At 69.9% G+C, this 26,636-nt stretch carries 19 protein-coding genes and 1 rRNA gene; 7 read left to right on the top strand and 13 right to left on the bottom strand.

Translation table 11 applies throughout. The features are described 5' to 3' along the window. Positions 1 to 206 precede the first annotated feature (206 nt). Positions 207 to 1,734: ribosomal RNA gene (locus tag OG407_RS21480) — 16S ribosomal RNA — on the bottom strand. Between the two features lie 580 nt (positions 1,735 to 2,314). After that, positions 2,315 to 3,322, bottom strand: coding sequence for a stage II sporulation protein M (locus tag OG407_RS21485; protein ID WP_405860301.1), 1,008 nt, complete (start codon positions 3,320 to 3,322; stop codon positions 2,315 to 2,317). 128 nt (positions 3,323 to 3,450) lie between these two features. Between OG407_RS21485 and OG407_RS21490 the strand changes: the two genes are divergently transcribed. After that, entirely contained in the window at positions 3,451 to 4,446 is a 996-nt protein-coding gene (locus OG407_RS21490) for an RDD family protein (RefSeq protein WP_405860303.1), read from the top strand. A gap of 50 nt (positions 4,447 to 4,496) precedes the next feature. On the opposite strand, the gene OG407_RS21495 is transcribed toward OG407_RS21490, so the two are convergent. Further along, a complete protein-coding gene (locus OG407_RS21495; protein ID WP_405860305.1) occupies positions 4,497 to 5,111 on the bottom strand; it encodes a hypothetical protein in 615 nt (204 codons plus the stop codon). A gap of 163 nt (positions 5,112 to 5,274) precedes the next feature. Continuing rightward, positions 5,275 to 6,732: an adenosylhomocysteinase gene (gene ahcY, locus OG407_RS21500; RefSeq protein ID WP_365305495.1), complete on the bottom strand. Its 1,458-nt coding sequence runs from the start codon at positions 6,730 to 6,732 to the stop codon at positions 5,275 to 5,277. A gap of 482 nt (positions 6,733 to 7,214) precedes the next feature. On the opposite strand from ahcY, the gene OG407_RS21505 reads away from it, so the two are divergent. Together OG407_RS21505 and lepB are read left to right on the top strand one after the other, a co-directional pair. Beyond that, the gene (locus OG407_RS21505; protein ID WP_405860307.1) at positions 7,215 to 9,464 is read left to right on the top strand and encodes a fructose-specific PTS transporter subunit EIIC; all 2,250 of its coding nucleotides are present in this window, start codon (positions 7,215 to 7,217) and stop codon (positions 9,462 to 9,464) included. 107 nt (positions 9,465 to 9,571) lie between these two features. Then, positions 9,572 to 10,246, top strand: a complete 675-nt coding sequence (gene lepB / locus OG407_RS21510; protein ID WP_405860309.1) for a signal peptidase I — start codon at positions 9,572 to 9,574, stop codon at positions 10,244 to 10,246. 64 nt (positions 10,247 to 10,310) lie between these two features. Here the strand turns inward: lepB and OG407_RS21515 are convergent, their stop codons facing one another. The 6 genes from OG407_RS21515 to OG407_RS21540 all read right to left on the bottom strand — a co-directional run bounded on the left by OG407_RS21515 (position 10,311) and on the right by OG407_RS21540 (position 16,574). Further along, a complete protein-coding gene (locus OG407_RS21515; RefSeq protein WP_405860311.1) occupies positions 10,311 to 11,291 on the bottom strand; it encodes a cation diffusion facilitator family transporter in 981 nt (326 codons plus the stop codon). Positions 11,292 to 11,437: 146 nt separating this feature from the next. After that, complete coding sequence (manA, locus tag OG407_RS21520; RefSeq protein ID WP_405860313.1) at positions 11,438 to 12,589, bottom strand: mannose-6-phosphate isomerase, class I; 1,152 nt, start codon at positions 12,587 to 12,589, stop codon at positions 11,438 to 11,440. 109 nt (positions 12,590 to 12,698) lie between these two features. Next, positions 12,699 to 13,826, bottom strand: a complete 1,128-nt coding sequence (locus tag OG407_RS21525; protein ID WP_405860315.1) for an SIS domain-containing protein — start codon at positions 13,824 to 13,826, stop codon at positions 12,699 to 12,701. Between the two features lie 31 nt (positions 13,827 to 13,857). Further along, positions 13,858 to 14,028 carry a Trm112 family protein gene (locus OG407_RS21530; protein WP_327403572.1) on the bottom strand — a complete coding sequence of 57 codons (171 nt, stop codon included), beginning with the start codon at positions 14,026 to 14,028 and terminating at the stop codon, positions 13,858 to 13,860. Positions 14,029 to 14,452: 424 nt separating this feature from the next. After that, a complete protein-coding gene (locus OG407_RS21535; RefSeq protein ID WP_405860317.1) occupies positions 14,453 to 15,817 on the bottom strand; it encodes a phosphomannomutase/phosphoglucomutase in 1,365 nt (454 codons plus the stop codon). A gap of 325 nt (positions 15,818 to 16,142) precedes the next feature. Then, positions 16,143 to 16,574: a DUF3499 domain-containing protein gene (locus OG407_RS21540; RefSeq protein ID WP_405868525.1), complete on the bottom strand. Its 432-nt coding sequence runs from the start codon at positions 16,572 to 16,574 to the stop codon at positions 16,143 to 16,145. 278 nt (positions 16,575 to 16,852) lie between these two features. Here OG407_RS21540 and OG407_RS21545 point away from each other — a divergent pair, with 278 nt between their 5' ends. Next, complete coding sequence (locus OG407_RS21545) at positions 16,853 to 17,302, top strand: metallopeptidase family protein (protein ID WP_033286654.1); 450 nt, start codon at positions 16,853 to 16,855, stop codon at positions 17,300 to 17,302. 29 nt (positions 17,303 to 17,331) lie between these two features. Here the strand turns inward: OG407_RS21545 and OG407_RS21550 are convergent, their stop codons facing one another. The 3 genes from OG407_RS21550 to OG407_RS21560 form a co-directional block, all read right to left on the bottom strand. After that, complete coding sequence (locus tag OG407_RS21550; RefSeq protein ID WP_405860319.1) at positions 17,332 to 18,822, bottom strand: DUF5719 family protein; 1,491 nt, start codon at positions 18,820 to 18,822, stop codon at positions 17,332 to 17,334. After that, entirely contained in the window at positions 18,819 to 22,562 is a 3,744-nt protein-coding gene (locus OG407_RS21555) for a glycosyltransferase (protein ID WP_405860321.1), read from the bottom strand. The genes OG407_RS21550 and OG407_RS21555 overlap by 4 nt, the downstream gene beginning before the upstream one ends. A gap of 210 nt (positions 22,563 to 22,772) precedes the next feature. After that, positions 22,773 to 23,036 (bottom strand): WhiB family transcriptional regulator, encoded by a 264-nt coding sequence (locus OG407_RS21560; protein WP_003975777.1) that lies wholly within the window; start codon positions 23,034 to 23,036, stop codon positions 22,773 to 22,775. Between the two features lie 607 nt (positions 23,037 to 23,643). On the opposite strand from OG407_RS21560, the gene OG407_RS21565 reads away from it, so the two are divergent. The 3 genes from OG407_RS21565 to OG407_RS21575 all read left to right on the top strand — a co-directional run bounded on the left by OG407_RS21565 (position 23,644) and on the right by OG407_RS21575 (position 26,527). Continuing rightward, positions 23,644 to 24,153: a cysteine dioxygenase gene (locus OG407_RS21565; RefSeq protein WP_405860323.1), complete on the top strand. Its 510-nt coding sequence runs from the start codon at positions 23,644 to 23,646 to the stop codon at positions 24,151 to 24,153. A 101-nt stretch (positions 24,154 to 24,254) separates the two neighbouring features. Next, entirely contained in the window at positions 24,255 to 25,214 is a 960-nt protein-coding gene (gene cofD / locus OG407_RS21570) for a 2-phospho-L-lactate transferase (RefSeq protein ID WP_403603350.1), read from the top strand. Then, positions 25,211 to 26,527 (top strand): coenzyme F420-0:L-glutamate ligase, encoded by a 1,317-nt coding sequence (locus OG407_RS21575; RefSeq protein WP_405860326.1) that lies wholly within the window; start codon positions 25,211 to 25,213, stop codon positions 26,525 to 26,527. The genes cofD and OG407_RS21575 overlap by 4 nt, the downstream gene beginning before the upstream one ends. The last annotated feature ends 109 nt before the right edge of the window (positions 26,528 to 26,636 follow it).

A 26,636-nucleotide genomic window follows, 5' to 3' on the forward strand; every position in this document is an offset into this window, starting at 1 on the left:
CGTGCCCTCAGACACCCAACAGCGTGCCCGGCCCTGTCGCCACCCATGATCAGCTTTCCACGCCCCGAAGAGCAGTACTCGCAGCCATGAGATGACCGACAGTGCCGAATAATCAACGTTCCACCCTTGAGCAACCACCGTCGAACGTGTGCCGACGTAATGGCCCTGGACCACCAAGCAAGCTTGGCGGCCTAGATGCTCCTTAGAAAGGAGGTGATCCAGCCGCACCTTCCGGTACGGCTACCTTGTTACGACTTCGTCCCAATCGCCAGTCCCACCTTCGACAGCTCCCTCCCCACAAGGGGGTTGGGCCACCGGCTTCGGGTGTTACCGACTTTCGTGACGTGACGGGCGGTGTGTACAAGGCCCGGGAACGTATTCACCGCAGCAATGCTGATCTGCGATTACTAGCAACTCCGACTTCATGGGGTCGAGTTGCAGACCCCAATCCGAACTGAGACCGGCTTTTTGAGATTCGCTCCACCTCACGGTATCGCAGCTCATTGTACCGGCCATTGTAGCACGTGTGCAGCCCAAGACATAAGGGGCATGATGACTTGACGTCGTCCCCACCTTCCTCCGAGTTGACCCCGGCGGTCTCCTGTGAGTCCCCGTCACCCCGAAGGGCACGCTGGCAACACAGGACAAGGGTTGCGCTCGTTGCGGGACTTAACCCAACATCTCACGACACGAGCTGACGACAGCCATGCACCACCTGTACACCGACCACAAGGGGGGCACTATCTCTAATGCTTTCCGGTGTATGTCAAGCCTTGGTAAGGTTCTTCGCGTTGCGTCGAATTAAGCCACATGCTCCGCTGCTTGTGCGGGCCCCCGTCAATTCCTTTGAGTTTTAGCCTTGCGGCCGTACTCCCCAGGCGGGGAACTTAATGCGTTAGCTGCGGCACCGACGACGTGGAATGTCGCCAACACCTAGTTCCCACCGTTTACGGCGTGGACTACCAGGGTATCTAATCCTGTTCGCTCCCCACGCTTTCGCTCCTCAGCGTCAGTAATGGCCCAGAGATCCGCCTTCGCCACCGGTGTTCCTCCTGATATCTGCGCATTTCACCGCTACACCAGGAATTCCGATCTCCCCTACCACACTCTAGCTAGCCCGTATCGAATGCAGACCCGGGGTTAAGCCCCGGGCTTTCACACCCGACGTGACAAGCCGCCTACGAGCTCTTTACGCCCAATAATTCCGGACAACGCTTGCGCCCTACGTATTACCGCGGCTGCTGGCACGTAGTTAGCCGGCGCTTCTTCTGCAGGTACCGTCACTTTCGCTTCTTCCCTGCTGAAAGAGGTTTACAACCCGAAGGCCGTCATCCCTCACGCGGCGTCGCTGCATCAGGCTTTCGCCCATTGTGCAATATTCCCCACTGCTGCCTCCCGTAGGAGTCTGGGCCGTGTCTCAGTCCCAGTGTGGCCGGTCGCCCTCTCAGGCCGGCTACCCGTCGTCGCCTTGGTGAGCCATTACCTCACCAACAAGCTGATAGGCCGCGGGCTCATCCTGCACCGCCGGAGCTTTTAACCCCCACACATGAGTGCGGGAGTATTATCCGGTATTAGACCCCGTTTCCAGGGCTTGTCCCAGAGTGCAGGGCAGATTGCCCACGTGTTACTCACCCGTTCGCCACTAATCCCCACCGAAATGGTTCATCGTTCGACTTGCATGTGTTAAGCACGCCGCCAGCGTTCGTCCTGAGCCAGGATCAAACTCTCCGTGAATGTTTTCCCGTAATCGGGATCACATACACGAGAGCGGAACAGTCAGGCGGAATAAGCCCGACCGTTCACAGCGTCCTCGCTGTATGTTTTCTTCAAAGGAACCTCGCCCCAGACATCAGATGATGACTGGAGACGGGGTATCAACATATCTGGCGTTGATTTTTGGCACGCTGTTGAGTTCTCAAGGAACGGACGCTTCCTTTGTACTCACCCTCTCGGGCTTTCCTCCGGGCTTTTCCCTTCAGTCTTGCGTTTCCGACTCTATCAGACCGTTTCCGGTTCCGATTTCCTCGGTGCTTTCCAGGTTTCCGCTTCCGCGTTTCCCTTTCCGGCGGTTCCGACTTTATCAGAAGTTCCGGGCCGGACTGACCGGCCGCTCTTTTCCGATTGATCGGGAGTGCGGCTTCCTTGAAATCGACGTTTCCATCGATATTTCTAGAAGCAGACAGACACTCACTGTCGCCGACCGGATTAGATCCAGTTCTAGGCAACTGTTCGAATCTACCTCCCCGACTGGTCCGTGTCAACGGCTCCTGTGGGGCGAAGAGGAGACTAGCAGCTCAGCAGGAGTGCCCGCACATCAGGCGGCGGTGGGGACGGAGGAGCTGCGTTCGGCCGCCTCGACGTCGCCCGTCTCACCGGCACGTACGGCACGACCGCCCAGGACGTAGACGTAGGTCAGGAAGGCCCCTTCGGCGACGATGCCGATGCCGATGCGGGCCCAGGTGGGGAGGCCGGACGGGGTGACGAAGCCTTCGATGGCGCCGGAGACGAACAGGACCAGGGCCAGGCCGATCGCCATGCCCACGGCTGCTCGGCCTTCTTCGGCCAGGGCTGTGCGGCGCGAGCGTGGGCCGGGGTCGATGAGGGTCCAGCCGAGGCGCATCCCTGTGCCTGCGGCGACAAAGACCGCCGTGAGTTCGAGCAGGCCGTGCGGGAGGATCAGGCCGAGGAAGGTGTCGAGCCGGCCTGCCGACGACATCAGGCCGATGCCCACACCCAGGTTGAGCATGTTCTCGAAGAGGATCCAGAGGACCGGCAGGCCCAGGAAGACGCCCAGGACCAGGCACATCGCCGCGGCCTTGGCGTTGTTCGTCCAGACCTGTGCCGCGAAGGCCGCCGCCGGGTGGCTGGAGTAATAGGTCTCGTACTCGCCGCCTGGGCGGGTGAGGTCGCGCAGTTGGCTCGGGGCCGCGATGGAGGACTGCACTTCCGGGTGGGTGCCTATCCACCAGCCCAGGAGGATCGCGACCACGGTCGACAACAGCGCGGTGGGGACCCACCAGTGGCGTGCTCGGTACACCGCGGCCGGAAAACTGTGCCCCAGGAAGCGTGTGACATCGCGCCAGGAGGCACGGCGGGTTCCTGTCACCGCACTACGCGCGCGTGCCACGAGTTGGCTGAGCCGACCGGTGAGCTGGGGGTCCGGGGCGCTGGACTGGATCAGGGAGAGATGAGTGGCCGTGCGCTGGTAGAGAGCGACGAGTTCGTCGGCCTCGGCGCCATTGAGGCGACGCTGGCGGCGGAGCAACGCGTCTAGGCGGTCCCACTCGGCTCGGTGGGCCGAGACGAAGACGTCGAGGTCCATCTGGTTGCCTGCTCCTCGGCTGCTCGTCGACTACTGGTCGTGGATCAGCTTGTCGTACTGGGGCGCGATGTGCCCTCAGCTTGGCAGACTGGCTGTTCCAGTGGCAGGGCAGGGGAAGGGCGGCAGGCGTGAGTGAGCTGGTGACGGGCGAGGCGGTGGCGCTGGAGTTGCGCCCCGCGAGGCTGCCCAGCAGGGCGCTGGCGGTGTTGCTCGATCTGATCGTGGCCATCGCCGCCTACACCGCCGTGACCGTGGCACTGATGTTTTCCACGGCCTCTTTGGATGTCGCGGCACAGGTCGCCATGTCGATCGCGGCCTTTGTGCTGGTGCTGGTCGGCGGTCCCATAGCGGTGGAGACGTTGAGCCATGGGCGTTCGCTCGGGAAGCTGGCGTTCGGGCTGCGCGTGGTGCGGGACGACGGCGGGCCTATCCGGTTCCGGCACGCGCTCGTACGGGGTGCGATCGGTGTGATCGAGATCCTGATGACGTTCGGGGTCGTCGCCTGTATCGCCTCGCTCGTCTCGGCGCGCGGTCGGCGGCTCGGGGATGTGTTCGCCGGCACTCTGGTCGTACGGGAAAGGGTGTCCGCCGGGCCGACGGCCTTTGTGCCTCCTCCGCCGCCGTGGCTGACGGGACGTTTCGCCGAGCTTGATCTGTCCGCCGTTCCCGACGGGTTGTGGCTGGCCATCCGGCAGTACCTGACGCGGATGCAGCAGCTGGATCCGCAGGTCGGCTGGGCCATGGCCGAGCGGCTGGCCGGGGACCTCGTGGCTCGTACGGGCGCTCCGGCTCCGCAGGGTGTTCCGCCGGCCGCGTATCTGGCTGCGGTGGTGCAGGAGCGGCAGGCGCGGGATGTGCGGCGGGCCTTCAGGAACGGCGCGGTCGGGGGCGTACCGGCCGGCGGGTTCGGGCCCGGGGCCCGTGTGCCGGGTGCCTTCGGCAACTCGGCGCTCCAACCGGCGCCGGCTCCTCAGCAACCGTACGGTTCAACTCCCCCGATTTGGCGTGCCCCTGCGGCAGGTGCGGAAGCCGATCAAGTCGCGCCCAGCCCCGAGTCGCCGGCACCGCAGAACACAGCGCCCGCCGAACCCCGGCCGTCCACCGGATTCGCGCCGCCCGCCTGACACTCCCGGCCGCGTCCTGCGGCTCAGTGACCGGACCGGAACGCCGCCGCTCAGCCGAAGACGGACGGCGGCGTCTCCAGTTCCTCCAGCTCGATGCCGGGTGCCGCGAGCACCACGTCGCCGGCGATGTGTACGGCGTGCTGCTCGCCCGTGTCCAGGGCTGTGACCTGGTATTCGTCCACGGTCAGAGGGCCGTTGTCAGTGCCGTGTGTTTCTCTTTTCAGCAAGGCCCAGGACTGGTCCACGGTGCGGGGGGCGAGGACCGGTTCCGTGAGGCTGACCAGGCGGACGCGGGTCGCGGAGGCGGAAGGGGTGAGGCGCAGGAGACGGGTGGTGGCGATGAGGAACGCGGGGGAGGTGCCGGTGAAGGCGTGCGCGCGGACATTGCCTTCGGTGGCATCGGTGCCGGTGGGGTCTGTGCGGACCCAGGTGACGCCGTCGAGAGCGGCGCCGCGCACCTGCCAGCTCGCCGAGTGGAGTTCCAGCCGGATGGGGCGGCCGAGTTCGTCGAGGGTGAGGTCGACGGAACCGCTGTGGTCGCCCGAGGGGGTGGTGAGTTGGGAGACATAACGCCAGCCGGACGGGCCGGGGGCGCAATGGAAGTGTTCTTCTGCGAGGGGGGTGTGATCGTGCGGATCGTGGAGCGAATAACGGCCGCGGGGCATCGGGGTCCTGGGTCTTGACGGGCCGGTCCGGCCGACGGAACCAAAGGGGCAGGCCCCCGGCACGGGGGTGCGGGGGCCTGCCTCGGAGGATCTGCTGCTGAGGACCCGCCGCTGAGAACCGCGTCAGTGCACGGACGCGGTCACAGCGGGCGGGGTCGCCGGATCAGTAGCGGTAGTGGTCCGACTTGTACGGACCCTCGACCTCGACGCCGATGTACGACGCCTGCTCGGGGCGGAGCGTGGTCAGCTTCACGCCGAGCGCGTCCAGGTGGAGGCGGGCGACCTTCTCGTCGAGGTGCTTGGGCAGCACGTAGACGTCGGTCGGGTACTCCTCGGGCTTGGTGAACAGCTCGATCTGGGCCAGGGTCTGGTCCGCGAAGGAGTTGGACATCACGAACGAGGGGTGGCCGGTGGCGTTGCCCAGGTTCAGCAGGCGGCCCTCGGACAGCACGATGAGGACCTTGCCGTCGGGGAACTTCCAGGTGTGGACCTGCGGCTTGACCTCGTCCTTGACGATGCCCGGGATCTTCGCCAGGCCGGCCATGTCGATCTCGTTGTCGAAGTGACCGATGTTGCCGACGATCGCCTGGTGCTTCATCTTGGCCATGTCCGCGGCCATGATGATGTCCTTGTTGCCGGTCGTGGTGACGAAGATGTCGCCCTTGTCGACGACCTCGTCCAGCGTCGTGACCTGGTAGCCGTCCATCGCCGCCTGCAGCGCGCAGATCGGGTCGATCTCGGTGACGATCACGCGGGCGCCCTGTCCGCGCAGGGACTCCGCGCAGCCCTTGCCCACGTCGCCGTAGCCGAGGACGACCGCGGTCTTGCCGCCGATGAGGACGTCGGTGGCGCGGTTGATGCCGTCGATCAGGGAGTGGCGGCAGCCGTACTTGTTGTCGAACTTCGACTTGGTGACGGCGTCGTTCACGTTGATCGCCGGGAACAGGAGGGTGCCGTCGCGGTGCATCTCGTAGAGACGGTGCACGCCGGTCGTGGTCTCCTCGGTCACGCCGCGGATCTCCGAGGCGAGCTGGGTCCACTTCTGCGAGCCCTCGGAGATGGTGCGGGTCAGGACCTGGAGGACGACGCGGTGCTCGTCGGACTCGGCGGTGTCGAGGGAGGGGACCTTGCCGGCCTTCTCGTACTCGACGCCCTTGTGGACGAGCATCGTGGCGTCGCCGCCGTCGTCCAGGATCATGTTCGGGCCGCCGGTGGGGGTGTTCGGCCAGGTCAGCGCCTGCTCCGTGCACCACCAGTACTCCTCCAGGGTCTCGCCCTTCCAGGCGAAGACCGGGATGCCCTGGGGGTTCTCGGGCGTACCGTTCGGGCCGACGGCGATGGCGGCGGCCGCGTGGTCCTGGGTGGAGAAGATGTTGCAGGACACCCAGCGGACCTCGGCGCCGAGGGCGACCAGGGTCTCGATGAGGACGGCGGTCTGCACGGTCATGTGCAGGGAGCCCATGATGCGGGCGCCGGCCAGCGGCTGGCTGGCGGCGAACTCGCGGCGGATCGACATCAGGCCGGGCATCTCGTGCTCGGCGAGGGTGATCTCCTTACGGCCGAACTCGGCCAGGGAGAGATCGGCGACCTTGAAGTCCTGTCGGTTGTCGACAGTCGTCATTACGAGGAGCTCCTCGGGGTTGGGGCCTTGTGGATACGGCTGGTCTGCGCGGCAGCGGACACAGGGGTGCCCGAGGGAGGGCACAGGAATGCCCCCGTACGCGCAGCGCAGTCCGTCGGAGGCCCTCTCTCCCTCGGTCGGTCCGCGTCGGGACCGCCCGACCGCCATCAGCAGCGACGTCTGGCTCCCACCCAAGCTACACCGGTGGACCCGGCCGCCCCCAGCCCGCCTCCGGACGGATGCGGGCGAACTCCGGCGGGTGTCCGGTGTCGGACCGGGTTTCCGGGGGAGCCGCAAGAGGGTGCCCGCGAGCGGTGGGCGGAGGGAGCGGACGACGGCGACCAGGAACTTCCGCGTCTTTGAGTGGGGCGTCGGATGTTGCAGGATGCACGGAGATCAGGAGTCTCTGATCGATCTCGCGGGACGTCCGGGACGGCGTTCCGCGCGACGCAGGTGTTGGACGAAGGTGTTAGGAGAACGACGTGACGAGTACGGCCGGCCCTCCCCCCACGGGCGGCGGCGATGGCGAGCGGCAGCGGTTGCGGCTGCTCGCGGTGACCGCGTGCCCGACCGGCATCGCCCACACGTACATGGCCGCGGAGAAACTCGCGCAGGCCGCCGAGAGCCGCGGCATCGACATGAAGGTGGAGACGCAGGGATCCATCGGGGCTGAGAACGTCCTAGATGACAACGATGTCAGCACCGCGGACGGCGTCATCATCGCCGCGGACAAGGACGTGGACCTGAGCCGTTTCGTCGGCAAGCGGGTCCTCGTGGTCGGGGTCGCCGAGGGCATCCGGCATCCCGAACGGCTGATCGAGCAGGTACGGTTCGCGCCCGTGCACACGGCGGCCGGTCCGGCAGCGACAGCAACCACGCCGGGTGGCAAGGAGCGGAGCGTCGCATACAAGGCGCTGATGAACGGGGTCAGTTACATGATCCCGTTCGTCGTGGTCGGCGGGCTGCTGATCGCGATCTCGCTGTCGCTCGGCGGCCACCCGGACCCCTCCGGCGGTCTGGTCATCCCGAAGGACTCCTTCTGGATGGACGTGAACAACATCGGCGTGATCGGTTTCACGCTGATGGTGCCGATCCTGTCCGGCTACATCGCCTACGCGATCGGCGACCGGCCCGCGCTGGTGCCGGGCATGATCGGCGGCTGGATCGCCAACACCGGTTCGCTGTACGACTCGAAGGCGGGCGCCGGGTTCATCGGGGCGATCGTGACCGGGTTCCTCGCCGGCTATCTGGTGCTGTGGATCAAGAAGGTCAAGGTCCCGAAGTTCGTGCAGCCGATCATGCCGATCATCGTGATCCCGATCGTGGCGACGACGGCGCTCGGACTGTTCTTCATCAACGTGATCGGGAAGCCGATCTCCTGGGTGTTCGAGCACCTCACCAACTGGCTCGGCGGGATGACCGGCACCAGCGCGATCCTGCTGGGCACGATCCTGGGGCTGATGATCGCGTTCGACATGGGCGGGCCGGTCAACAAGACGGCGTTCCTGTTCGGCGCAGGACTCATCGCGACCGGCAACCAGGCCGTCATGGGCATGTGCGCCGCAGCGATCCCGGTGATGCCGCTCGGCCAGGGCCTGGCCACGTTGATACGGCAGCGGTTCTACACCGAGCAGGAGCGGGAGACCGGTCTGGCCTCGCTGTTCATGGGCTGTTTCGGCATCTCCGAGGGCGCGATCCCGTTCGCGGCGGCGCGGCCCGCACAGGTCATCCCCGCCAACATGCTGGGCGGCGCGGTGGCCGGTGCGGTCGCCGGGCTCGCCGGGGTGAAGGACGCCGTGCCGCACGGCGGGCCGATCGTGGCGGTGCTGGGCGCGGTGAGCGGCGTACCGATGTTCTTCGTGGCGGTGGCGATCGGTACGGCGGTCACCGCGGTGACGACGGTCGCGCTGGTCGACGTGAGCGAGCGGAAGCGGCGTGGGGAGCCCGTCGGGCACGGGGTCAGCACGTACGAACCCGAGCTTGCATTGGTCGGGGCCGGGGTCAGAGCGCCGGGCGCCCGGGTCGTCGTAGCGGAGCGGGCTTCGCGTGGGGGCACGGCGTCGGCCGGTGCGGTCGGGTCGGCCGGGGCAAGTGCGGTTGCTGCGGCTGCCGTTGAGGTCATGGCCGACGCTGGCTCGGCCGGCATCGACTCAGCGAACTCGGGCTCGGCCAACGCCGAAGGCACCCCTGGTTCCAGTTCCGGCTCCGCCGCCACGAGCTCCGACCCGGAGATCCGCCCCGGAATTCTCCCCGAGGCTCTCCCTGAGAGTCCCCCTGAAGTTCTCTCCGGGTACCTCACCGAGCAGACCGTGAAGGTGCGGCTCGACGCGGGTGACAAGGAAGGAGTGATCCGGGAGTTGGCCGGGCTGTTGGCGCGGACCGGGAAAGTCGTGGACGTCGAGGAGTTGGTGGCGACCGCGTTGCGGCGGGAGGCTCAGGGGACGACCGGGCTCGGGGAGGAGATCGCGATTCCGCATGCCAAGACGGATGCGGTGAGTGCGCCGGTCGTCGGGTTCGCGCGGTCGGCGGAGGGGGTCGAGTGGGGTTCCCTGGACGGTACGAAGGCCCGGCTGGTGTTCATGATCGCCGTGCCGGAGGCAGCCGCTGGTGATGAGCATCTGCGGATTCTGGCGCTGCTGTCGCGGAAGTTGATGGATGCCGGGTTCCGGGAGCGGCTGTCGGCGGCCGAGGACGAGTCGGCGGTGCTCGGTGTGCTGAGCGAGGTCGGTTAGCCGACCGGTGCGGGCCCGCGGCCGTCGCAGGTCGCGGGCCCGCACAGACTGTTCACAGAGACCCGCTACCGTCGCGCCCGCGGAAGTGCCGCATGGGGAGGGAAACGATGTCGGGCAAGGGACGGGGACTCGGGGTCGCGGATGTCGTGGTGGGGCTGTTGGGGGTGGTGCTGGCGGTCGGCGCGCTCGCGTACGCGCGGAATTCGTACGGGAGTTCCACCATCAGCAGCCAGAGCATGGCGCCGACGTACCAGCCGGGCGACCGGATCATCTACGAGAAGGTCGACGGCGGCGAGGTGCACCGCGGTGACGTCGTGCTGTTCTCGGCGCCGGACCGCTACGGGTTCAGCGCGAGCGTGATGCAGCGGGTCGTCGGGGTGGGCGGTGACCGTGTGGTGTGCTGCACGGGTTCGGGCACGGCCGCGCGGATCACCGTGAACGGAAAGCCGCTGGCGGAGCCCTATGTGAAGCAGGGTGATGTCGACGGTGTGCACAAGACGTACGACGTGACGGTCCCGAAGGGGCGGCTGTTCCTGCTCGGTGACAACCGTGCGAACGCGATGGACTCGCGTTTCTTCGCGAGCGACCACGACGGGACGGTGGCCGAGTCCGCCGTCCGGGGCCGGGTGACCGGCGACCGTACGGTCGCCTCCGGCATCGGGGTGGCCGTCATCGGCGGGGTCGTGCTCGCCCTGGTCGGTATCGGCCTGGGTATCGCCGCGTTCGTCGTACGGCGGCGGAGGGCCGCGCCGGTCGCGCCGTGGCCCGTGCAGCAGGGCTAGCAGTTGGAGCAGCAGGGCCCGTCGAGCGTCTCGGCGGGCCCTGCTGCCGTAGCAGCGAAGGGGCTCAGTGTTCGGCGGGGTGCTGGGCCGGGCCCCCCGGAGTCGCCTCGCGGTCCGGGCCCTTCGTTGCTTCAGACTCGCTGTAGATGTCGGGTTCGAGGTAGATCACGCGGGCGATCGGGACGGCTTCGCGGATGCGGGACTCGGCGGCGTTGATCGCGGTGGCGACCTCGGTGGCCGTGTCGTCGTGCTGGACGGCGATCTTGGCGGCGACGAGCAGTTCCTCGGGGCCGAGGTGGAGCGTGCGCATGTGGATGATGCCGGTGACCGTGTGGCCGTCGACGATCGCGGCCTCGATCTTCTTGACGTCCTCGATGCCGGCGGACTCGCCGAGCAGCAGGGACTTGGTCTCGGCGGCCAGGACCAGCGCGATCAGGATGAGCAGGATGCCGATGCAGAGCGTGCCGATGCCGTCCCAGATGCCGTCGCCGGTGAGCAGGGCCATGCCGACGCCGCCGAGGGCGAGGACGAGGCCGATGAGCGCGCCGAAGTCCTCCAGGAGGACGACGGGCAGCTCGGGTGCCTTGGCGCGGCGGATGAACTGCGACCAGGAGTGCGTGCCGCGCAGTTCGTTCGACTCCTTGATGGCCGTACGGAACGAGAAGCCCTCGGCGATGATCGCGAACACCAGGACGCCCACCGGCCAGTACCAGTGCTCCAGTTGGTGCGGGTGCCTGATCTTTTCGAAGCCCTCGTAGACGGCGAACATGCCGCCGACGGAGAAGAGGACGATCGAGACGAGGAAGGCGTAGATGTACCGCTCGCGGCCGTAGCCGAAGGGGTGTTGCGGGGTGGCCTCGCGCTGGGCCTTCTTGCCGCCGATGAGGAGCAGGGCCTGGTTGCCGGAGTCCGCGAGGGAGTGGACGCCCTCGGCGAGCATCGAGGACGAGCCGCTGAAGGCGAACGCCACGAACTTCGATACCGCGATCGCGAGATTGGCGCCGAGTGCCGCCACGATCGCCTTGGTGCCGCCTGACGCGCTCATGTGTTCGCGGTGTCCCTTCGCCTTCGTACGTCTACGTCGGACGTCTGCCCCGGATGGGCCGTCCGACCGCCTTTGCCCGTCCTTTGCCGGTGGGCCATTCTTGCAGCCCTGCCCGGCGACGGCTCGTCAGGTATCCACAGGCCCGGTCATACGATCACAGTGGCCCGGAAGACCGTGCCGACTCCGGACACCTCCGCCGCGTCTCCCGCCGGGACGAACACCGACTGACCGGGCGCCAGTTCGAACTCGCCCGCCTTCACCGCGCCGGCCGTGCAGAGCAGGATCTGCGGGGTGTCGAGGCCGAGGTCGTGGGCGCCGGTGCCCTCCGGGAGGACGTACCGGGACAGCCGGAACTCGTCGATGGGGGTCTCGTAGACCTCCTCGCCGTCGGGGGACGCCTCGGGGCGCAGCACTCCGGGGTCGCTCGCCTCGAAGTTGACGATGCGCAGGAGTTCGGGGACGTCGACGTGCTTGGGGGTGAGGCCGCAGCGCAGGACGTTGTCGGAGTTGGCCATGATCTCGACGCCGAGGCCGTTGAGGTAGGCGTGCGGGATGCCGGCGCCGAGGAACAGGGCCTCGCCGGGCTGGAGTCGGACGTAGTTCAGGAGCATGGCCGCGATGACGCCGGGGTCGCCCGGGTAGTGGTGGGCGATGTCGGCGTAGGGCGCGTAGTCGCCGCCCAGGCGGGTGCAGGCGGTCGCCGCCGCGGTGACCGTGTGGCGCATCTCCTCGGGGTCGGCGGTGAGGATCGCCGTGAGGACCTCGCGCAGGGCGGCTTCCTCGGGGTGCGCGTGCAGGAGGTCGACGTACGGCTTCAGGGAGTCGACGCCGAGGCCGGCGAGCAGGTCGGCGGCGCGCAGCGGGTCGCGGAAGCCGCACAGGCCGTCGAACTCCGTGAGCGCGCAGATCAGTTCGGGCTTGTGGTTGGCGTCCTTGTAGTTGCGGTGCGGGGCGTCCACGGGGATGCCCCGGCGCTCCTCGTCGGCGTAACCCTCCTTCGCCTGCTCCAGGTTGGGGTGCACCTGGAGGGAGAGCGGGGCTCCGGCGGCGAGGATCTTCAGCAGGAAGGGCAGTCGCGGGCCGAACTTCGCCACCGCCTTCTCCCCCAACTCCCGCTCCGGAGCCGCCTCGATGACCTCGACGAGCGTCCCGCGCGCGGTGCGCGAGGGTGCTCCCGGGTGCGCGCCCATCCACATCTCCGCCTGCGGTTCGCCGTTCGGCTCGACGCCGAGCAGCCTGGGGATGGCGGTGGTGGAACCCCAGGCGTAGGGGCGGACGGTGTTGTCGAGGCGGTCCATGTGGCTCTCTACCGGTTCTCTCTGCGTACGACCCGAGGACGACCTGGGTACGACGTGGCTTCGCGCCCCGTACGACGGTGTACGGCGGCTCAGGGCTTCGACGACAAGATCAGGCGCCGGAGGCGAGCGCCAGGTAAACGGCGGCGAAATCCGTCATGGCGATCAGCTCCGCGAGGGTCTCCAGCTCGCCGCCCTCCTCGGGCTCCAGCTCGCTGATCGGCGTGTCGTGGCTGAGGGCCAGGTCACGGGCGGTGGGCGCGGCCGTGAGACCGCCGATCGGGCGGTCCCGGAGCAGCACCACGCGTGCGTGCAGCGCGGGTGCCTCGTCGACGCGGTCCCTGAAGAAGTCGTCGGGGTCGGCATTCGCGGCGAGCGGGCCGGCCAGCAGCGCGTTGTGCTCGGCGAGTGCCTCGGGCAGTTCGGAGACGAGCGCGGGGCGGCCGGCCAACTCCGCGAGTGCGGCGGCGAATCGGCGACCCGCAGGGCCTGCGGACGTGCCCTCCGTCCAGATCACCGGGAGCGAGTCGGCGAGTTCGGAGGCCAGGGTCTTCGCGGGATTGCTGTACGTCGCGACGGCGGGCCCGCAGCGCTCGGCGACCTGGTCGAGGCGGTCGGCGACCTTCTCCAGGGCCTCCGGAGGCGCGCTGAGCAGGCCGGTGCGGTCCAGGATCGCGAGCAGCGGGGTGAGCAGCGCCCAGAGGACTCCGGGGGCGGAGGCGGCCAACGGCTCGTCGTGTTCGTACGGGGCGGTCGCCATCGGTACGAAGAGGCCGTGCGCGCCGTCCACCGCCTCGGTGAGGGGGCTGCGGGGCGGTGCTACGGCTACGACGGTGCAGCCGCGGCGGTAGGCCTGCTCGGCGAGGAGGGACAGGCCGGGTTCGGTGCCGTCCGGGGTGGTGATCAGCAGGAGGTCCACGGAGCCCGCCCAGCCCGGGAGTTCCCAGCGCAGGGCGCCGGCCGCGGGGGCCACGCCGGTGGGTGCGAGGCGGGTGACGGGGCTGCTGGCACCGGCGAGGGTGCCGAGCAGGTCGGCGACGCAGGTGGCGGCGGCGCCGGGGCCTGCGATCAGGATGGCGCGGGGGCGGCCGTCCGGTTTCAGGTCGTGGACGCCGGCCTCGGCGGCGTGCCGGGCGGCTGTGCGCACCCGCGCACCGGCTTCGGCGGCACCGCGGAGCAGGGCTCGGCGGTCGGCCTCGGCCAGTGCCTCCGGGGTGTCGAGCAGCGATTCGTCGAGCATGGGCGGCGGCCTCCGATCGCGTCGTCGTCGGTTACGCGGGGTGGCGGGCCTCGTCGACGAGCAGTACGGGGATGCCGTCCCGGACGGGGTAGGCCAGACCGCAGTCCGCGCCGGTGCAGATCAGCTCGGTGTCCTGCTCCTTGAGGGGGGCGTGGCAGGCCGGGCAGGCCAGGATCTCCAGGAGGCCGGCTTCGAGCGGCATGAGGTGTCCCTCCGAGGGGGTGTCTGCGACGCTTGGGCGGATGTGCCTGGTCAGGGTACCGCCGCTTGAGGAGGCTTGCCGGGGTTGGGTCCGACGTCCCCGGGGGCTGCGCCCCCAGACCCCCCTTCGGCCTGAACGGCCTCGTCCTCAAACGCCGGACGGGCTGAGAATGCGGGCCTGCGCTGGACGGGTGAGCCCCCTCCGGGGTGGGTGGGGACTCAGGACGGCTGACTCGGCTCCCGATGCCGGACGGGTTGGAAATGCCAGCCTGCGTTGGAGAGGTGCGCCCCCTCTGGGTGGGGGGCGGGACGGTGCACTCGGCCTCGGACACCGGACCGGCTGAGAATGCCGACCTACGCGGAAAGGTGCGCCCCCTCCGGATGGGTCGGACCGGCACCCAGAAGAACCGTCGGCCGCAGCGCCGTCACCCCCTGATGATCCCCAGCACCTCGTCCCGCACCTTCCCCATCGTCGCCTCGTCCCGTGCCTCCGCGTTGAGTCGCAGCAGCGGTTCCGTGTTGGACGGGCGGACGTTGAACCACCAGTCGGCGGAGGAGACGGTGAGGCCGTCGAGTTCGTCGAGGGTGAGGTCGGTCTGGTTCTCGTAGGCGGTGCGGATCGCCGTGAGGCGGGCCTGTTGGTCGTCGACCGTGGAGTTGATCTCGCCGGAGCCGACGTAGCGGTCGTACTGGGCCACGAGGGCGGACAGGGGGCCGTCCTGGCCGCCGAGCGCGGCTAGGACGTGGAGGGCGGCCAGCATGCCCGTGTCGGCGTTCCAGAAGTCCTTGAAGTAGTAGTGCGCGGAGTGCTCGCCGCCGAAGATCGCGCCGGCCTTCGCCATCTCGGCCTTGATGAAGGAGTGGCCCACGCGCGTGCGTACCGGTGTGCCACCGCTCTCCTTGACGACCTCGGGGACCGACCAGGAGGTGATCAGGTTGTGGATGATCACGCCCTTGCCGCCGTTCCTCGCCAGCTCGCGGGAGGCCACCAGGGCGGTGATCACGGACGGGGAGACCGGGTCGCCGTTCTCGTCGACCACGAAGCAGCGGTCGGCGTCACCGTCGAAGGCGATGCCGAGGTCGGCGCTCTCCTCGCGGACGCGTGCCCGGAGGTCGACGATGTTGGCCGGGTCGAGCGGGTTGGCCTCGTGGTTCGGGAACGTGCCGTCCAGCTCGAAGTACATCGGGACCAGGGTGAGCGGCAGGCCGGCGAACACCGTCGGGACCGTGTGGCCGCCCATGCCGTTGCCAGCGTCGACGACGACCTTCAGGGGGCGGATGGAGGTCAGGTCGACGAGGCCGCGTAGGTGCGCCGCGTAGTCCTCCAACGTGTCCCGCTGGGTGATCGTTCCCGTCGGTCCGGAGACCTCCGGCGTGCCCGAGTCCAGCCAGGACTCGACGAGTCGGCGGATCTCCGCGAGGCCGGTGTCCTGGCCCACGGGGGCCGCGCCCGCCCGGCACATCTTGATGCCGTTGTACTTCGCCGGGTTGTGCGAGGCCGTGAACATGGCGCCGGGCAGGTCGAAGGCGCCCGACGCGTAGTACAGCTGGTCCGTGGAGCACAGGCCGATCTCGGTCACGTCGACGCCGCGTGCCGCCGCCCCGCGCGCGAAGGCTGCGGAGAGACCCGGGGACGAGGGCCGCATGTCGTGCCCGGTCACGATCGCGCTCGCGCCGGTCACTTGGACGAAGGCCGCTCCGAACAGCTCGGCCAACGACTCGTCCCACTGGTCCGGGACGACGCCCCGAACGTCGTACGCCTTCACGAGCTGTGACAGATCAGCAGACACGGCCAACCCTCCAGAAAGTCCTATCGGTCGCCCCAAACTACCCGCCAGGACCGGCATGCGACGTGCCGCAACCGAGCCGTCCACACACCGTTACCTCAGCTCAGGACGGCATCTGCCCCAGCGGCACAGGGTGGTTGGGGGCCAGGCCGCGTGAATCGTTGAACAACTCGCCCTCGGGCCAGGCGGATCGTTGAACGACCGGATCACCGAGCGAGTGGATCGTTGAACGACGGGTCCGCGGAACAACCGGATCGTTGAACGACCGGCCGACTGAACAACGGGATTGTTGAACGAACTCCGGCAACGAACTCCGGGACAGGCGCCGTCAGTTGTCCGGTGAGCGCAGCACCCGAAGATGACCCCGGCGTGCGACCTCCATCGGGTCCACCGTGCGGGCCCCGCCTCCGCCGCCGGCCCCTGCCGCCCGCTCCTGGGGACGGGCCGCCTCGCGCACGGCGTTGGCGAGCGCTTCCAGGTCGTCGCCGCTCGGGCGGGCCGGAGCGGAGCTGTCGAGGAGGCGGACCACTTCCCAGCCGCGGGGCGCGGTGAGGCGCTCGGAGTGCTCGGCGCACAGGTCGTAGCAGTGGGGTTCGGCGTAGGTGGCGAGCGGGCCGAGGACCGCGGTCGAGTCGGCGTAGACGTACGTCAGCGTCGCGACGGCGGGGCGGCCGCAAGCGGTGCGCGAACAGCGACGTACAGGGCTCACGACGCTGGACGCTACCGCACTCTTGAGCGGGCCGCGACGACTCTCCCCCAGGTCACCCCACCGTGTCGGGCTGTGAAACACCCCACACGCCCCACCGGCAACACGCGGCTGACCTGCGCGGACACCATCTCCCGAGATCTCGAACGAGGTCGAATCCGGTCACCACTCGGCACAAACACCGTCAATTGCCTTGAGAGGGACGGTCTTCGAGACATACGGAATCGAGCCCAACCTTGGCTGGAATGGTCATCCGGTGACATGCCGTGCGGAGCGTCCGACGGCGGTGGAGTCGGGCGGCCGGACCCAGCGGGGACTACGCTTCACCAGTGATGGACACCCCCGTACCGCCCTCTGCCGCCGGCCCCGGGCCCCGCCGCCGCGATCGCCACGGCCGGGGCATGCGCGGCCCGATCGCGCCGCCCCAGGTTCCGCTCGCCGCGAGCCGCGCCGACGCGTTCGCGGATCTGGTGCAGGACTCCGTGGAGCGCCTGGAGCGGCGCTGGCCGCAGTTGTCCGACATCGATTTCCTCGTCCTGGAAGTCCCTCGACTGGGTGGTGCGGGCGAGGGCTGGAACGACGAGTCGGTGCCCCTGGGGGGCACGATCGCCGCCCGCGAGGGACAGCCCGCGCGCGTGGTGATCTACCGGCGCCCGGTCGAGATCCGCACGAAGGGGCGCGACGAACGGGCCGCCCTCGTCCACGAGATCGTCGTGGAGCAGGTCGCCGAACTGCTGGGGCTCACCCCGGAGACGGTCGATCCGCGCTACGGGGAGGACTGAACCCTCCCCACGCGCGCGTGCCCCGGCTCCTACTTCTTCTGCAGCACCGACAGGTCCTCGTCCGTCTGGGGCACCAACACCGTTCCTCGGTCGTCGGGCAGCGTCTGGATGGTGAAGCCCGGTACGCCCTCCTCGGTCGCCGACAGCGTGCGGGCCGCGTACACCGGGCCGCCCGACTGCGGTTCCACCGTCAGCGCGTAGGTGCCCTTCAGGCCTGCGGGGACCGGGAGTTCGACGTCCTCGGTGGTGCCGGCCTTGATCGTGTACGTCTTCGAGACCGGCGTACCGCCGCCGCTGCCCGCGGACGCGGTGACCTTGACCGTCGCGGTGCGGGTGGGCGCGACCAGCGACAGGGTCGAGCCCTTGGCGCTGTTGTCGGCGGACGTCGCGCGCGTGCCGACCGCGCTCGTCGCCGGGATGAACGCCGTCTCCTGCTTGCTGCCCTTGCCCCGTACGACCTTCAGCGCGGCGACGATCGGCACGGACTGGTCGGTCGGTGTCAGCACCAGGGAGCCCGGGTCGCCGCGCGTGACGTCGCCCAGGTCGACGGCGGTCGTCATGCCCGCCTTCACGTGCACGGTCTCGTGTCCGGCCGGCGTGATCATCCCCGTGGGTGACGACAGCCGCACCTTCAGGTCGGCGTCCGAGTCGCCCGGCGTGAAGGCGATCAGCCGCACGGAGGTGGCGTCCTTCGGGATGCCCGGCATGACCAGGCTGCCCGCCGGGTCGGTGGACGCGGCCAGCCAGTCGCCGCCGAGCTTGGAGTCGAGGGCCTGCACGGACGCGCCGACCCGGCCGCTGCGCACGCTCACGTGCACGGTCAGGTCGGTCTCCGGGTCGTCGGTGAGCGTGGACAGCAGGATCGGCTCGCTGGCGTGCGGCTCGACCGTGATGCCCTCCCCCACCGTCGACTTGAGGTCGCCGTCCTTGCCGTAGAGCTCGATGTCGACGACGGCTGCGGAGTCGTCCGGGTTGGTGAGGTGCACATAGTCGGTGCGGCCGGTGGCGGTGCTGGCGCCCGGGAACCAGAACTCGGTGTCCGGGGCGGTGCAGTTGACGCCCTGGAGGCCGCGTCCGTTGCCCGCGGCGACCTCGGTGGTCTCCTGGACGGACCAGCCGGGCGCGTACTTGCCCTCGGCGGTGCCGAGCAGCGCGGGCGCGTCGGCTCCGGAGCTGTCGCCGGTGGCCGGGGTACCGGGGGCCTTCGGTTCCAGGACGGGTTTGACGGGCTTCTTCTTGCTGCTCGTGCCGTCGCCCGACTCCTCGGTGGCGGACTGGAGTTCGGCCTTGCCGCCGCTGTCCGTGCCCGTCGTGACGGGCGTGAAGGACGTGTACGAGGTGTCGGCGAGGTCGGAGGTGCTGGGTGCCGGGCAGAGCAGGCTGGTGCGCTCCACGGGCAGCCGGGCGGCCTCCTTTGCGGTGCCGGTGCCGGACGCGGCCGGTGCCTTCATCTCGGCGAACCCGGTGACGGCGGCGAGCGCGACCACGCCGGCGAGGAGGGACAGGGTGGGGCGGTTCACTGCTGGCTCCCGTCGGGGCGCTCGTTGCCGTGCGGTCGTTGCTGCTGGTCCGGGTCGTACGTCGGGTCGTAGGCGGGGTCGTAGTTCGGGTCGTAACCCTGGTTCTGACCCTGGTTCTGCCCTTGGTTCGGGTCGTAGCCCGGGTCGTACGTCGGGTCGTACGCCGGTGTCGCGGGCTGGCCGCCGTACGCGTACGGGTCGTACTGGCCGCCCTGACCGGTCTGGTAGGGGTCCGCCTGGTACGACTGGTCGTAAGTACCCGCCGGGTACTGCTCGTTGGCCTGGTACTGCTCGCCGCCGTAGGTGCCGTACTCGGCGCCCGCGTAGCTCGCCGCGTCCCACTCGCCGTAGGACTGCTGCTGCGGGATCGCGGCGACGGCCTCCTCCTCCGGAGGAGGCGTGGTGTTCGTCGCGAAGGCGTCGAACTGGCCGGTGTCCGCCGGGTCGTCGGTCTCGTCGGTGGTCTCGGCCTCCGCCTGGGCGCGCAGGCGGCGGGCCCGGCGGCCCTCCCCCGCGACCGCCTGGGCCGGGATCAGCTCCTCCTCGGGGAGGTCGTCGTCGATCTCGCGGCGGCGGCCCGGGAGGGCGAGCACGACGAGGACGAGGGCGAGCGCGCCCTGGGTCCACAGCCAGGCGGTGTGCCCGATCGGGTCGTCGTAGGTGACGTCCAACCTGCCACCGGAGGCGGGGAGTTCGAAGCCCTGGGCCCAGCCGTCGACCGTGGTGCGGGTGAGCGGCTTGCCGTCCAGGGTGCCTGTCCAGCCCGCGGCGGCGGAGTCGGCGAGGCGCAGGACGCGGCCGGTGGCGCCGGACGGGATCGTGGTGTGGATGTCGACGGGTCCGGCGGCGACGGGCTTCGGGGTGGCGGAGCCGGTGACGATCGCCGCGCGGGAGACCTCCTCGTCCACCTGCCACAGGGCACTGCCGTCGGCCTGGCTGAGCCTGCTGAGGCCGGGGGTGGCGTCCAGGACGCGGCTGACCTCGCGGGGCGCGCCCTTGTGGACGAGGACGTAGCGCACGGCGAAGCCGCCGAGTTCGTCGGCCTGGTCGGCGCCGGAGCCGGCGACGAGGTTGGCGACGACCTTGTCGAGCTTGGTGTTCTCGCCGTCCGCCGCGGCGAACTCGCCGTCTCCCATGCGGGTGCCGGAGCCGCGCACCAGCATGTAGCCGACGTGCGCGGCGGAGTCGCTGTCGAGGACGAGGGTGCGGGCCTGGTCCCGGGTGCCGCTCTCCTCGGCGACGAACGCGGGCACCTGGGTCGGGTCGTGGCGCTCCAGGGGGCCGTCGGCGCCGCGGATCATCCAGCCGGCGGCGACGAGCAGCGGGCCCGCGGCCGAGGCGAAGGCGATCAGGACGGCCACCGGCTGGCGCCAGCCGAAGCTCTGCTCGGCCACACGCGCGCGTGCCCCGTCGGCGCCGAGCGCGGCGGCGGCGAGGAGGGCGAGGCCGTAGACGAGGGTCGCGGGGCCCGCCCAGGTGGAGCTGTTGGACAGGACGGCGAAGACGAGGCCCACCAGGGCGACGCCCCAGGCCGTCCAGATTCCGAACTGACGCTCACTGCGCAGCAGGGCGGCGAGCGCGGCCAGGACGATGCCGATGAGCATCAGGCCGCTGACCGTGCCGGGGCCGCCGGGGCTGGCGCCGAGCAGGTCGAGGGGGGACGCGGACCCGGAGCCGTACTCCAGGCCCGCCTGCTGGAAGAAGCCGAACGGGAGCAGGGTCAGCGACCAGGGCGCCAGGATCAGCAGCGGGGTGCCGTACTGGGCCAGGAAGCGCGGACCGTAGCCGACGAGGTCGCCGCGGCGCACGGCCAGCAACGCGACGCCCAGGAGCAGCGTGATGGGCCAGATGATCGGCGTGAAGGCCGTGGTGACCGTCAGGAGCAGGGCGTACGCCCAGGTGGCGCGCCAGCTGCCGCGAGCCCCGGAAGCGTGCGTGAGGCCGCCGGCCGCGATGCCCGCGCGGGCCATCAGCGGGAGCAGTACGGCGAGCACGGCGGTGCCGATGTGGCCGCCCGCGAGGGCGCCGGTGGCGGCGGGCAGGAAGGCGTAGACGACGGCCGCCCACGCGCGCAGCAGACGGGACTCGACGAGCGGGCGGGACGCGAAGTAGGCGGTGAACCCGGCCAGCGGGACCGACGCGACCAGCAGGACCGTGACCGCGAGGCCGGTCGAGCCGAAGAGCAGCGAGGAGAGCATCGCGACGAACGCGAGGTACGGCGGCGCGGACGGGGTGCCGCCGACGCCCACCGGGTGCCAGGAGTCCAGGAAGCGGGACCACAGCTCGCTGGAGTCGCCCGGGGCGGGCAGCAGCGCGCCGCCCGTGAGCGCGCCGCTGGCGAGCAGGCCGCGGCAGGCGACGAGGGAGACGAGCAGCAGCACCAGGAACAGCACCGGGCCCGGCTTGCGGGCGATGCGCTTCACGCGCGCGAACTGCTCGATCTCCAGGAAGTCCGCGTCGTCGCCGCCGGGTCCGGACTCGACAGCACCGCCGTGCCGGCCCGCCCCGGAGGTGATCTCGGGGTCGGAGGTGTCGACGAAGCTTCCGGCGACCTGTTCGAAGGTGGCCCGCACGGTCGCGCCCGGCGGCGGGAACAGGGGCCGCAGTTCGGCCTTGTCGATCTGGGCGCCGGCGCGCCTGCGCCGTCCGGCGAGGATCCGCTCGGGGCGCAACAGGGTCCCCAGGAGGCCGCGGATCTCGTCGAGCGCCTGTCCGGGGACCTTGCCGACGAGGTTGGCGACGGTCCGCAGCAGTGTGCCGACGACGACCCTGAAGAGGACCCAGGGCAGCACGGCCGTACGGCTGTTGACGAGCAGGGTGTAGACGGCGCCGGCCTTGTCGACCTTGTGCGGGGAGGCGACGGTGCGGCCCGCGCAGTCGACGGCGCGGCGCTCGCGGGAGGCCGCCTCGGCGTGCCGGACGACTGCCTCGGGGGCGACCAGGACGCGGTGGCCGACGGCGGTGGCGCGCCAGCACAGGTCGACGTCGTCGCGCATCAGGGGCAGCCGGCGGTCGAAGCCGCCGAGTTCGTCGAAGACGTCGCGCCGGACGAGCATGCCGGCGGTGGACACGGACAGCACGGGCCGTACGTGGTCGTGCTGGCCCTGGTCCTGTTCGCGGCGGTCGAGGCCGGTCCAGCGGCGGCCGGAGTGGGCGATGGTGACGCCGACCTCCAGCAGCTGCCGCCGGTCGTACCAGCCGCGCAGCTTGGGGCCCACGACGGCCACGTCGTCGCGGCCCAGTTCGTACTCCTGGTCCACGACCCGCAGCAGTTGCGCCAGGGCGTCCGGCTCCGGGGCGGAGTCGTCGTGCAGCAGCCACAGCCACTGGACGGGCTCGCCGTACGGGAGTTCGGGCATGTCGTAGGCGTCGTCGCGCCACGTGCGCGTGACGGGGTCCCAGCCGCTGGGGCGCTTCAGGTACGGCAGCTCGTCCGGGGTCAGCAGGGGCGCGGTGCGGTTGGCCTCCTCGACGGCCTGGCCGAAGCCGGTGCGCCGGGCGAGGTGGAGCACGCGGTCGGCGCCGAGGGCGTCGGTGACCAGCTGGGCGGAGTCGTCCGCGCTGCCGGTGTCGGCGGCCATGACGCTCTGCACGGGGCGCTCCTGGCCGAGCAGCCCGGCGAGCGCGTCGGGCAGCCAGCGGGCGCCGTCGTGGGAGACGAGCACCGCGGTCACCACGTGACGCGGGAACTCAGGAGTGGCAGCGTCGTGTTGGCCTGCCGTGTGGCTGTGCACGGACATCGAGGTACGGGCCCCGGTTCGATGGACTGCGGTGGACGCCCGTGTCCCGAGGGGACCGCGGTACGTCTCGGACGAGCGCCCACACTATCGGCTGGGCATGACGACGGCCCGCCGCCTGTGGATAACCCAGCTGCGACGGGCCGTTCGGTACGTCCCGAGGTATGTCCCGAGGTATGTCCCGAGGTATGTCCGGAGGTGTGCTGTCCGGCTTCAGACGGCGGCCTTCTTGAGCCGACGGCGTTCCCGCTCGGAGAGGCCGCCCCAGATGCCGAAGCGTTCGTCGTTGGCGAGGGCGTATTCGAGGCATTCGGAGCGGACCTCACAGGCCAGGCAGACCTTCTTGGCCTCGCGGGTGGAGCCGCCCTTCTCGGGGAAGAAGGACTCGGGGTCGGTCTGGGCGCACAGCGCGCGCTCCTGCCAGCCGAGTTCCTCGTCCGCGTCGTCGACCAGCAGTTGCTGCACCAGCTCGGTCATGTGCGCCCCTCGTCTGTCTTTCGCGTCCCCGTGATGTGGCCGTTACCGATGTCGGCTGAACGACACGAGTGAAATTACAAGTGTGCTGCTCCGGGCGAGTCAAGCCGAGATCTGCTATTGGGCCCCTTATTCACTCTGCGGAACCAAGGGCTAGCGGAAAGTGTTCAAATCGGCATAAACCTTGACAAGCAGAAGAGACCCCCCGAGCGCCTCCTACCCCGGGACGGAGCCTGTACGGGGGAGGACGCCCAGGAGTTCGATCTCGTTCCACTGGGGTTTGTGCGCCCGGTTGTGCGCCATGTGTCCCGGTAGACACCTGAACAAACCTTTCACCTCGGAGATGAACCGGATGAGGTGAAACATGTCCCACATACCGGGCGTCGAGTTGACAGTGCGGGTGTGAACCGCTGTCCTTGTGGGCATGCTCGCGAACTTGGCATCCACCTCGACCCGCACCGCCGGGTCCCTCGGTGCTGCCCACGCTCGCTGTAGCTGTTGTTGCTGTTCCGGCTGTTGAGCCCACGCGCTCCGGCCCTGCCTGCTTTCTTCATTGGTGACACCCAGCCCCCCGCCGTTACTTCTTACGCCGAGGAACTACCGCACCCCCATGAACAGCGACAGCGACCTCCAGATCGCCGGCGACATCCTCGAAGTCCCGCACCTCCTCCAGCCGCCGCGCGAACACCCCGCCACCGTGGCCGAGTTCGTCGGCCTGGCGCGCTCCGTCGCGGCCGACCGCGCCCAGTGGGAGCACCTCGTCGAGTTCGACGCGACGACCCGCTGGTACCACCGGCTGCGCACCGGCCCCGGCTATGAGGTGTGGCTGCTGTCCTGGGTGCCCGGACAGGGCAGCGGGCTGCACGACCACGGCCCCTCCTCCGGTGTGCTGACCGTCCTGGACGGCACGCTGACCGAGCGCACCGAACGGGGCACGCGCGCGTTGGGGGCGGGCGCGCAGCGGGTGTTCGCGCCGGGGTACGTCCACGAGGTCGTCAACGACACCCTCGAACCGGCCATAAGCCTGCACGTCTACTTCCCCGGCCTGACCGAGATGCCGATGCACACGGCGTGCGCGCGGCGCACCGGGTCCGAGCCGGTCGACGCCGTGACCGCCTGACGCGACGCGGTGACCGCCGGGCGCGCGCCACGACGACCGCCCGGCCCTCGATCCGGCGACTGCCCGCCGCGTTGTCGGACCCGCCTGCAAGACTTGTCCCCATGCGCATTGTGGTTCTGGCAGGCGGTATCGGTGGTGCCCGGTTCCTGCGCGGTCTCAAGCAGGCCGTGCCGGACGCGGACATCACGGTGATCGGCAACACGGGGGACGACATCCACCTCTTCGGGCTGAAGGTCTGCCCGGACCTCGACACGGTGATGTACACGCTCGGCGGCGGCATCAACGAGGAACAGGGCTGGGGTCGGGCCGACGAGACCTTCCACCTCAAGGAGGAGCTCGGGGCGTACGGGGTCGGGCCCGAGTGGTTCGGGCTCGGCGACCGGGACTTCGCCACGCACATCGTGCGGACGCAGATGATCGGCGCCGGGTTCCCGCTGAGCGCGGTCACCGAGGCGCTGTGCGACCGCTGGCAGCCGGGAGTACGACTTCTCCCCATGACGGACGACCGCGTCGAGACGCATGTCGCCGTCGAGGTGGACGGCGAGCGCAAGGTGATCCACTTCCAGGAGTACTGGGTACGGCTGCGCGCGTCCGTCGCCGCCGAGGCCGTCGTGCCGGTCGGGGCCGAGCAGGCCAAGCCCGCGCCCGGCGTCCTGGAGGCGATCGCCGAGGCGGACGTCATCCTCTTCCCGCCGTCCAACCCCGTCGTCTCCGTCGGCACCATCCTCGCCGTGCCCGGCATCCGGGAGGCGATCGCCGAGGCCGGGGTGCCGGTGATCGGCCTCTCCCCCATCGTCGGGGACGCGCCCGTGCGCGGGATGGCCGACAAGGTGCTCGCGGCGGTGGGCGTGGAGTCCACGGCCACGGCGGTGGCCGAGCACTACGGCTCGGGGCTGCTCGACGGCTGGCTCGTCGACACCGTGGACGAAGCCTCCGTACCGGAGGTCGAGGCGGCCGGCATCCGCTGCCGGGCCGTACCGCTGATGATGACCGACACCGAGGCGACCGCGCGGATGGCGCGGGAGGCGCTGGCGCTGGCGGAGGAGGTGCGGGCGGTATGAGCGAGGTGGCGCCGGTGGAGGGGTACCGGGTCTGGGCCGTGCCCGGGATGCCCGAGGTGGCGGCCGGGGACGACCTGGCTAAACTGATCGCCGCGGCCGAGCCCGGGCTGGTCGACGGGGACGTACTTCTCGTCACCTCGAAGATCGTGTCCAAGGCGGAGGGCCGGATCGTCGAGGCGGCCGACCGGGAGGCCGCGATCGACGCCGAGACCGTACGGGTCGTCGCGCGGCGCGGGGCCCTGCGGATCGTGGAGAACCGGCAGGGGCTGATCATGGCCGCGGCCGGCGTCGACGCCTCCAACACCCCTGCCGGAACCGTGCTGTTGCTGCCCGAGGACCCGGACGCGTCCGCGCGCGCGATCCGCGACGGGCTGCGGGACGCGCTCGGCGTCGACGTCGGCGTCGTCGTCACCGACACCTTCGGGCGACCGTGGCGCACGGGGCTCACGGACGTCGCGATCGGCGCCGCCGGGGTGCGCGTGCTGGACGATCTGCGCGGGGGCACGGACGCCTACGGCAATCCGCTGAGCGCGACCGTCGTGGCTACGGCCGACGAACTGGCCGCCGCCGGTGATCTCGTCAAGGGCAAGGCCGCGGGGCTGCCGGTCGCCGTGGTGCGGGGGCTGCCGCATGTCGTGACCGCCGAGGACGACGGGTTGGGGGCGCGGGCCATCGTGCGGGGCGGGCGCGACGACATGTTCCGGCTCGGGACGTCGGAGGCGGTACGGGAGGCGGTGACCCAGCGCCGTACGGTACGGGCCTTCACGGACGAGGCGGTCGACCCCGGTGCCGTACGACGGGCCGTGGCCGCGGCGGTGACCGCGCCGGCGCCGCATCACACGACGCCGTGGCGGTTCGTGCTGCTGGAGTCCGCCGAGTCTCGGGGGGCGTTGCTGGACGCGATGCGGGACGCGTGGATCGCGGATCTGCGGCGGGACGGGAAGTCCGAGGAGTCCATCGCGAAGCGGGTGCGGCGGGGGGATGTGCTGCGCGGGGCGCCGTATCTCGTGGTGCCGTGTCTCGTCATGGACGGGGCGCACACGTACGGGGATGTGCGGCGGGACGGGGCGGAGCGGGAGATGTTCGTGGTGGCGGCGGGGGCGGGTGTGCAGAACTTCCTGGTGGCGCTTGCCGGGGAGCGGTTGGGGTCGGCGTGGGTTTCGTCGACGATGTTCTGCCGGGATGTCGTGCGGGGGGTGTTGGGGTTGCCGGAGGGGTGGGATCCGATGGGGGCGGTGGCTGTGGGGCATGCGGCGGCGTCGCCTGCGGCTCGGGCTGAGCGGGATGCGGGGGCGTTTATTGAGGTGCGGTGAATCGCCGTTGGGGCTGGTGTCCGTTGCGAGTGCGGGTCGCCTGTGGCTGGTCGCGCAGTTCCCCGCGCCCCTAAAAAAGGGGCGCTACGACCTAGGTTCGTAAGACTCT

This window comes from Streptomyces sp. NBC_01515 (assembly GCF_045040345.1).
Taxonomy (GTDB): domain Bacteria; phylum Actinomycetota; class Actinomycetes; order Streptomycetales; family Streptomycetaceae; genus Streptomyces.

Bases quoted from the DNA above. Each gene is read 5' to 3' on its own strand.
- OG407_RS21545 (WP_033286654.1), top strand. From the start codon at position 16,853: ATGGACACCCCCGTACCGCCCTCTGCCGCCGGCCCCGGGCCCCGCCGC.
- OG407_RS21515 (WP_405860311.1), bottom strand. From the start codon at position 11,291: ATGAGCGCGTCAGGCGGCACCAAGGCGATCGTGGCGGCACTCGGCGCC.
- OG407_RS21555 (WP_405860321.1), bottom strand. From the start codon at position 22,562: ATGTCCGTGCACAGCCACACGGCAGGCCAACACGACGCTGCCACTCCT.
- ahcY (WP_365305495.1), bottom strand. From the start codon at position 6,732: ATGACGACTGTCGACAACCGACAGGACTTCAAGGTCGCCGATCTCTCC.
- OG407_RS21565 (WP_405860323.1), top strand. From the start codon at position 23,644: ATGAACAGCGACAGCGACCTCCAGATCGCCGGCGACATCCTCGAAGTC.
- manA (WP_405860313.1), bottom strand. From the start codon at position 12,589: ATGGACCGCCTCGACAACACCGTCCGCCCCTACGCCTGGGGTTCCACC.
- OG407_RS21560 (WP_003975777.1), bottom strand. From the start codon at position 23,036: ATGACCGAGCTGGTGCAGCAACTGCTGGTCGACGACGCGGACGAGGAA.
- lepB (WP_405860309.1), top strand. From the start codon at position 9,572: ATGTCGGGCAAGGGACGGGGACTCGGGGTCGCGGATGTCGTGGTGGGG.
- OG407_RS21530 (WP_327403572.1), bottom strand. From the start codon at position 14,028: ATGCCGCTCGAAGCCGGCCTCCTGGAGATCCTGGCCTGCCCGGCCTGC.
- OG407_RS21525 (WP_405860315.1), bottom strand. From the start codon at position 13,826: ATGCTCGACGAATCGCTGCTCGACACCCCGGAGGCACTGGCCGAGGCC.
- OG407_RS21575 (WP_405860326.1), top strand. From the start codon at position 25,211: ATGAGCGAGGTGGCGCCGGTGGAGGGGTACCGGGTCTGGGCCGTGCCC.
- cofD (WP_403603350.1), top strand. From the start codon at position 24,255: ATGCGCATTGTGGTTCTGGCAGGCGGTATCGGTGGTGCCCGGTTCCTG.
- OG407_RS21495 (WP_405860305.1), bottom strand. From the start codon at position 5,111: ATGCCCCGCGGCCGTTATTCGCTCCACGATCCGCACGATCACACCCCC.
- OG407_RS21485 (WP_405860301.1), bottom strand. From the start codon at position 3,322: ATGGACCTCGACGTCTTCGTCTCGGCCCACCGAGCCGAGTGGGACCGC.